The sequence below is a fragment of the Corallococcus aberystwythensis genome (genome assembly GCF_003612165.1).
GTDB classification, from domain to species: domain Bacteria; phylum Myxococcota; class Myxococcia; order Myxococcales; family Myxococcaceae; genus Corallococcus; species Corallococcus aberystwythensis.
The window spans coordinates 1-6,015 of the sequence record NZ_RAWK01000414.1; the positions used below are offsets into that span (position 1 = coordinate 1).

Annotated in this window: 7 protein-coding genes and 1 pseudogene; 2 read left to right on the forward strand and 6 right to left on the reverse strand. The window is 70.7% G+C overall.

Annotated elements, in window-relative coordinates; all coding sequences use genetic code 11:
* Positions 1-69 precede the first annotated feature (69 nt).
* Positions 70-1,428 (reverse strand): RtcB family protein, encoded by a 1,359-nt coding sequence (locus tag D7W81_RS39210; protein WP_120560450.1) that lies wholly within the window; start codon positions 1,426-1,428, stop codon positions 70-72.
* A 235-nt stretch (positions 1,429-1,663) separates the two neighbouring features.
* Here D7W81_RS39210 and D7W81_RS39215 point away from each other — a divergent pair, with 235 nt between their 5' ends.
* Positions 1,664-1,945, forward strand: coding sequence for a hypothetical protein (locus D7W81_RS39215; protein WP_120548774.1), 282 nt, complete (start codon positions 1,664-1,666; stop codon positions 1,943-1,945).
* A gap of 12 nt (positions 1,946-1,957) precedes the next feature.
* On the opposite strand, the gene D7W81_RS39220 is transcribed toward D7W81_RS39215, so the two are convergent.
* The 3 genes and pseudogenes from D7W81_RS39220 to D7W81_RS42630 form a co-directional block, all read right to left on the reverse strand.
* Positions 1,958-2,308, reverse strand: coding sequence for a DUF2019 domain-containing protein (locus tag D7W81_RS39220; protein ID WP_120560451.1), 351 nt, complete (start codon positions 2,306-2,308; stop codon positions 1,958-1,960).
* Positions 2,308-2,886 (reverse strand): annotated as a pseudogene (locus D7W81_RS39225) (hypothetical protein); the annotation flags it as partial. The gene D7W81_RS39220 and the pseudogene D7W81_RS39225, both read right to left, overlap by 1 nt.
* A gap of 85 nt (positions 2,887-2,971) precedes the next feature.
* Positions 2,972-4,417, reverse strand: a complete 1,446-nt coding sequence (locus D7W81_RS42630; protein WP_306440943.1) for a BTAD domain-containing putative transcriptional regulator — start codon at positions 4,415-4,417, stop codon at positions 2,972-2,974.
* Positions 4,418-4,468: 51 nt separating this feature from the next.
* On the opposite strand from D7W81_RS42630, the gene D7W81_RS39235 reads away from it, so the two are divergent.
* Positions 4,469-4,783, forward strand: a complete 315-nt coding sequence (locus D7W81_RS39235) for a pilus assembly protein N-terminal domain-containing protein (RefSeq protein ID WP_158621778.1) — start codon at positions 4,469-4,471, stop codon at positions 4,781-4,783.
* Positions 4,784-4,805: 22 nt separating this feature from the next.
* Here D7W81_RS39235 and D7W81_RS39240 read toward each other — a convergent pair whose 3' ends face one another.
* Positions 4,806-5,258: a PaaI family thioesterase gene (locus D7W81_RS39240; RefSeq protein ID WP_208721661.1), complete on the reverse strand. Its 453-nt coding sequence runs from the start codon at positions 5,256-5,258 to the stop codon at positions 4,806-4,808.
* 5 nt (positions 5,259-5,263) lie between these two features.
* On the reverse strand, positions 5,264-5,713 hold the full coding sequence (locus tag D7W81_RS39245) for a PaaI family thioesterase (protein WP_120560453.1): 450 nt from the start codon (positions 5,711-5,713) through the stop codon (positions 5,264-5,266).
* Positions 5,714-6,015 lie beyond the last annotated feature (302 nt).

The following is a 6,015-nucleotide window of genomic DNA, read 5'->3' on the forward strand; positions in this document are numbered from 1 at the left end:
GGGGCATGGGTGGGGCTCCAGGCGGACGCCCACTCTAGCGCCGCCGGGGCTCCCCCACGAGCCCCCCTGTCAGTCCGCGCCCTTGATGCAGGCCACCGGCTTGAGGCGGTGGGCCACCCGGGCGAGTCCGGCCTGCTCCACCGTCTCCAGCACGTCGTCCAGGTTCTTGTAGCAGGGCCCGGACTCGTCCAGCGGCGTGGTGCGGGTGTTGAGCAGGATGCCGGCCTCCGCCATGCGCCGGTCCGTCTCCTCCTGCTGGAGCTGCCGGCGCGCGGCGGCGCGTGACAGCCGCCGGCCGGAGCCGTGGTTCACCGAGTAGATGGACTTCTCCGCCCCCGGCTCCGCGAACAGGATGGCGCTGCCCGTCTCCATGGACCCGGGGATGAGGATGGGGTGCCCGGTGGCCTCCCACGTCGTGCCCTTGAGGGCCGGGTGGCCCGCCGGGAAGGCCCGCGTGGCGCCCTTGCGTGCGACGAACTTCCCGCCCTCGCGCTGGATGAGGTTGTGGCTGATCTCGTAGTAGATGCTCGCGGTCCCGCCGAACACGTCCTCGAGCGCCCCGCACACGGCCTCGCCGATGAGCAGCCGGTTGGCCACGGCGAAGTTGGCCGCCATGTTGTGCAGGTTCCAGTAGCTGCGGCCCAGGGCGCTGTCCGCGTCCAGCCAGACGAAGTCCTCGCTGCGGCTCCTGAGGCCCAGCTGCGCGGCGCCCTCCACGAAGAAGTGCTTCGCGATGTTCCAGCCGAAGCCGCGGCTGCCGGTGTGGAGCATCACCCAGACGCGGCCCTGCTCGTCCACCTGCATCTCGGTGAAGTGGTTGCCGCCGCCCAGGCTGCCCAGCTGGCCGCGCTTGTCGTAGGCGCGCCCCGGGATGTCCACGCCGGTGTCCTCCACCGGGATGAAGTCGCGCTCGGTGACGGAGCGGCTGCGGCCCAGGGCCTTGGCGCCGTGGCGCAGCACCTCCTTGAGGGTGGAGTCGTTGACCTTGCGCTGCTTGCGCGCACGGGTGGCGCCCACGCCCACGGCGATGCGTTCAGTCACCTCGTTGATCCACTGGCGGCGCTTCGCGGGGTCGGCCACGTCCTCCACGGTGAGGGAGGTCTGCAGCTGCACCATGCCGCAGCCGATGTCGTAGCCGGCGGCGGTGGGCAGCAGGGTGCCGTCCGTCTCCACGACGGTGCCAATGGGGACGCCATAGCCCACGTGACAGTCGGGCGTGACGGCGACGCGGGTGACGCCCGGGAAGGTGGCGGCGTTGACGACCTGATCGAAGACGGCGTCCTCGAGCGCGGGGGCTTCCGCATTGCCCTCCTCGCCCCAGAGGAGCTTTTCGGAGAGGAACAGGTCCGCGTGCACACGCATCGTCTTGGTGCGCGGCAGCACGTAGTGGCCCTCGGAGACCTTTTCCAGGTGTTGCTTCCAGCTCATGGTGAATCCCCCAGGTGAGTGAACCCGCGGCAGGGACGAAGCCCTCCCCCATCCCTGACGGTGCCGGGTTCCGGACAGACGAATGCCTGCTTGCCTGGCACGCGCCAGGAGGAAACCCCAGGCGGTGGACGGAGGGAACGGCCGGGAGTGCACGGATCGGCATTCAGACAAGCCTGGGGGTTGCGGCATCCGATCGGCATTCCCATTTCTGCAGCGTGCATCAAGGGGGTGGGCGATGGGGTTTTTGACGGGGATGGTGCTGGCGATGTCGTTGCAGGCCGGGCCGGTGGAGATGACCGCGGCGCCGGTGTTCAATCCGTCGCTGTGCGCCAAGAAGCGCGTGGATCCATGCGGCTGCCACCACGTGTACGGCATCCGGCACTGCCACCAGAATCGCAAGAGCAACCACTGCGAGGCGCAGGTCCGCGCCTACGAGCCGGACGTGGAGCAGGAGACCGCGGAGGCAACGAATCCGCTCCAGAGCCTCATCGACCCGGCGAAGTCCGTGTCCATGTAGGGGTGGGGGCACCTATCCCGGGTCCAGGGCCCAGGTGCCTTCGTCCCACCGCTTCAATGCTTCAGAGGCCTCGAAAGGCACGAGCCCCTGGCCCCTGGCGGCTTCCTCCAGGACGGCCCTGGCTTCAGCCGTCCGGTAGCGGAGCAGGTGGGCAGCGGCCGTTACCCGGACGTCCATGCGCTCATGCTTGAACAGCACGAGGAGCGCATCCCGCCCGGCATCGCCCTGGGCCAGGAGTTGATCGATCGCGGTCCCGTACTTCCTGGCGTGCTTGTTCCCGGTCCTGGAATCGCCTTGCCAGATGGCATCGGTCTGGGCGGCGACGTGCTTCGCGACCTGCTCGACGAGTTCCTCCAGCGTCATCACCAAAGCCCCTTCGACACGTTATCGATGGCCCGCAGCCCGAAGTCGCGCTGGGCCTCGTAGGACTGCGTGCTCAACCATTTCCGCACGGTCAGGCTGCCCGTGCCCGTGAGGTTACGTCGGATCGCGGAATAGAGTTCGCTGACGCGGGCATGCAGCGCCTTGTCTAGCGGGACGACGTTCTCGGTGTTGTGAAGAGCCTGGGGACCGAACCGCTGCACGTTGCCCGGAGTCTGTTCGACGATGTGATGCCACTCCTTGCCCGGCCCCGCCGGGCCCAGGGCCTTCTTGAAGCCACTGAACGAGCCCCATCCCCTGGGTGCATGAGGAGGCGGCGTGGTGCTACCACCATTGCCCGCCATGGCCACCGCACCCGGTGCGAGCGCGATCGTCACGGTCCCGGCGCTCACCGCCACCGTCTCCACCTCCGCGACCGCCGCGAACCGCAGGCCCAGCTGGGACTCGGCCTGCACCGTGGCCAGTGCGGCTCCAGGGAGCCGGGGCACCTTCGCCGCCAGGCCGGGGGCCGTGGTGCCGATGGCCGCCGTGGCCATCAGGGCGAAGGCCCGAGCCGCATGCGGAAACCCTCTCCGGAGCGGGGGATGCTCCGTGAGAGTCATTTGAGCATGCAATGGCAGACGAAAGCACAGCGCGCCGCGCACCTCAGTGCACGGCGGCCGGCTCGTCAGGCAGTGCCTCCGAACGGCTCACCTCGAGCTCGCTCTCCGAACGGATGATGACCCAGCGCGCCTGCGGTGACACCCGCAGGGCCACCACGTTCGGCGCCAGGCGGCGCATCTCCGGCTTGTAGGGCAGCACGGCCATCGGCGGCGCCGTCAGCGCCGACGCGTGCGGATGATTCGTGGTGGCGTGCGGCACCGGAGCGGAAGGAGGCGGCGTCGGCAGGGCGCCGGGCGCGTGGTTCAGCAGCGCGATGACCTTCACCGTGGGCCGCTCCGGCGGCACGGCGGGCTTCACCCCCGCTGCATCCAGGGGGTTCCGCGGCAGCGCGGGCAGGCCCAGCGGCACACCCGGCAGGGCCTTCTGGGGCACGGTCCTTCCCACCGTGACGGGCGCGATGCCCGGAGGCGTGTTGTTGCCCGGCGCCCGCGGGGTGCTCGCGGCCGGCGGGTCCTCGAAGGCGGCCATCGACACGATGACCTTCGGAAGCGGCGCGGCCTCCGGCGTACCCGCCGCCTTCGACATCGAGCGGGACATCGCCTCTATCGCCGCGTCTCGCGCGAGCGGCGCCGCGGGACGCGGATGGGGCAGCACCGCCTGCCGTCCCGGCCCCGGCATCGCGTTCGGCGTCCCACGGACGTTCAGCGGCGCGATGGGCGGCGCCACCGGCAGGCCGGCTGGAGCGGCCGGCTCCTGCGCGGCGTTGAGCACGAAGCTCGGCGGCGGAGGCGGCGGCACGCTGCGCATCCGCCCGGGCGGCGGCGTCGGCGGTGGCAGCCGGTCGAAGCGGTAGAGCTGCTCGTCCTCCAGCTCCGTCGGCGTCACCGCGCCCTGGCCCAGCCGCACCACCTCCATCTGCAACGTCGGGTCCCGTGGATCCAACTCCAGCGCGGCCTTCAGCGCACCCCTCGCGCGAGACTCGCAACCCAGTGACAACAGCACCTGCGCGGCTTCACGGTACGCGGCGATGGCCTGCTCCCGCTGCCCCGCGCGGCGGCAGGCCTCCGCCAGCCGGACGCGCACATTCGCGTCTCGCGGCAGCCGCTTCGCGAGCTGCGCGTACGTTTCCACGCATTGCGCGTACCTCCCCCGCTGGTACAGCGCATGTGCGGCTTCCTTCAACTCCCGCAGCTTCATCGACTCGCGCTCGCTCATGGGGGTCTCCGCGTCGGTGTCGCTCCCCTGAGCTAGCAGGCGACGTGCCGCGCTCCCGTGACGCGCGCTCGCGTTCACTGCCGCGCCCCCACCGCGACCCCGGACCGGAACCCCTGTCCTCCACCCGGCGGACCCCAAGGCAGGCCGCCGTGCTCCCGTGCACGCTGTCTGCTTCATGACTCGGCAGGGACCCTGTAGAAATGGGAACCCCACTGTAACAACGTCAGTACCCGCTTTCCGGGGAGTCTCCGGAAACGTCGGATGCGCACGCATGGGACATTGGGACAGCTCCGGACTCTCCCGGAGACATCTGGAGGTGCATCCATGGCTTCACGTTTCGTGGCCCTGACGTTGGGAACCCTGCTGCTGGGCGCCCCGCCCGCGTGGGCGAAGGAGCCCGCGGCCCGGGAAGAGGCACCGGCCGCGGACGAAACGCTCACCCTGAAGAAGGGCGCGAAGCAGGTGCTGACGGTGCCGGGGCTGAGCCGTGTGGCGCTGGGCGATCCGTCCGTCGCGGACGTGAAGACGACCGGAAGGGACGGGGTGGAGGTCTCCGGGTTGGCGGCGGGGAAGACCACCCTCGTCGTCTGGGGCGACGGCGGCAAGCGCCGCACGTACCGCATCGTGGTGGACGGCTAGCGTCCCCCCAGGCCCAGAAGACTCACGGCTCCGACAGCAGGAACAACGCGTGCGAGCTGGCGATGGGCCGCGTGCGGTCGTCCTGCCAGGCCTCCACGCGCACGTTGGCCACGCGCCGTCCCTGCCGTGTGATGAACGCCTTCGCGAAGGTGTCCTGCGCCTTGCCCGAGCGCAGGAAGTCCACCGTGGTGGAGATGACCTTGGGCACGCGCTCGGTGTCCGTCCGGAGCAGCAATTCGAAGATGGCGCTCGACTCCAGCAGCGCCCCCAGCGAGCCGCCGTGCAGCGCGGGCAGCAGGCTGTTGCCAATGAGGTGCGGCGCGTAGCGCATGCGGCAGAGCATCTCGCCGGCCAGGTTCTCCACGCCAATGCCCATGAAGCGCGTGTAGGGGATGGCGTCGGTGAGGCGGTGGTACTCGCGCGACTGGCGCACCAGCCGCACCAGGTCCGCGAGGGGAAGCGAAGGCGTGCTCATGGCGGTCAGTCCTCCACCCGCATGAAGGTGCCCTGCGACGAGGCCACCGGCATCGCCGGGTCTCCCTGGTGCACCAGCGCGCGCACGAAGGCGACCAGGCGGGTGACCTTGTAGCACTCGGCCTGCGCGGTCAGCGGCAGGCCCGGCCGCGCGGGGCGCAGGTAGTCGATTCGCAGGTCCAACGTGACGATGGCCGCGAACGCGTCCAGCGCCGCCATCACCGCGGTGCCGCTCGCCGCGTCGATGAGCGTCGTCACCGCGCCGCCCGCCACCACCCCCGTCTCCGGGTTGCCGACGAGCACGTCCGCGTATGGCATCACCACCGTCGCGTCCGTGGCCCCCACCGCTTCCAGCCTCAAGCCGAGCGCATGGTTGTGGGGCACCGCTTCGGTGAACAGCACGGCGAGCTTCTCGCGCCGCCCCGCTGGGTCCGCGGGAAGACTGAAGTCCGACATAGGCCGGATGCAGTAGCAGATTCGGCCCGCGTCAGGGGGAACGCGTCGCGGCCCGCCGCGTCCAGGAACACGCTCGCCTGTCCGCGAGTTCACGGGCGCCCTGCCAGCCCACGCATCCTGGCAGGATGCCGCGCCCCGCGTCTTCCCCGAGGACACTTCCGGTGAACCGACTCCTTTCGTCCCTCTGCTTCGCGCTGCTCGTCCCAGGCCTGCTCCTGGCGGCGCAGCCCCTGCCCAAGCCCACGGGTGCGCCCGCGCCCGCACCCCAAGGGCAGGGCGAGGCGCCCCCGAAGGAACCGCCC